The organism is Halohasta sp. A2 (assembly GCF_056175805.1).
Map to the genome: position 1 here is coordinate 1 of NZ_JAQFWV010000189.1, position 670 is coordinate 670.

Consider the following 670-nt stretch of genomic DNA (forward strand, 5'->3'; position numbering starts at 1 on the left):
GCACGGCTTGGAGCAGGCCGCTCACACTTTTGGTATCGTTCGATCAGTGAATCTCGTCGGCGGATCGTTCGAATTCCTCGTCGACTGCCTTGCTATAGGGGGATTCCACAGCTCTACATAAGAGCGCACCGTCTTAACCAACAAGAGTGTGTTTCTGCCGTTTTGTTGGTTAACACGGCGGAGCTATCTTTTTCAAGGAGAGAATCCCGCCGTTCACAGTAGTTGCCGAATCACATTCTGCTCCGCGTAAACTGAGTTGTTGCGCTCAAAACTCACGGTATCGCAGTAGATTACGCTATGACGAATTCACTCAGAGAGTGAGGGAACGCCGCGCCAGCGGCGTTCCCGAGCGATATCTCTCGGGAAGAGGAGCGTACTCACCGGTTATCCCGGTCGAATCTGAGCGTGTCCTCAACCATAGTCTGTCAAGAGAACGAACCTACGGAAGATTCGTGTCGATATCAGCGGTGTCTTCGGAACTCTTCCAGCTGAGAGTAAGAGGTTGGCGAGTACCCAGAGATTGTACAGCGAAACAGCGAACAGAAAGTAGAACAGCCGCACCGAGAACGTCGGCGACGACGTTCTCGGGAGGAAATCACCGATCTGTCGATACGAGGTTTCGATTCCCCAGCGGCGGCGGAACGCCGCCGCGTACGCTTTCGCTGTCGAA

General features: G+C 53.9%; 2 pseudogenes. One reads left to right on the forward strand and one right to left on the reverse strand.

Annotated features, from left to right (window positions below):
* Positions 1–121: pseudogene (locus tag O2S87_RS18715) on the forward strand (IS1595 family transposase); the annotation flags it as partial.
* A gap of 290 nt (positions 122–411) precedes the next feature.
* On the opposite strand, the pseudogene O2S87_RS18720 reads toward O2S87_RS18715, so the two are convergent.
* A pseudogene (locus O2S87_RS18720) lies at positions 412–670 on the reverse strand (transposase); the annotation flags it as partial.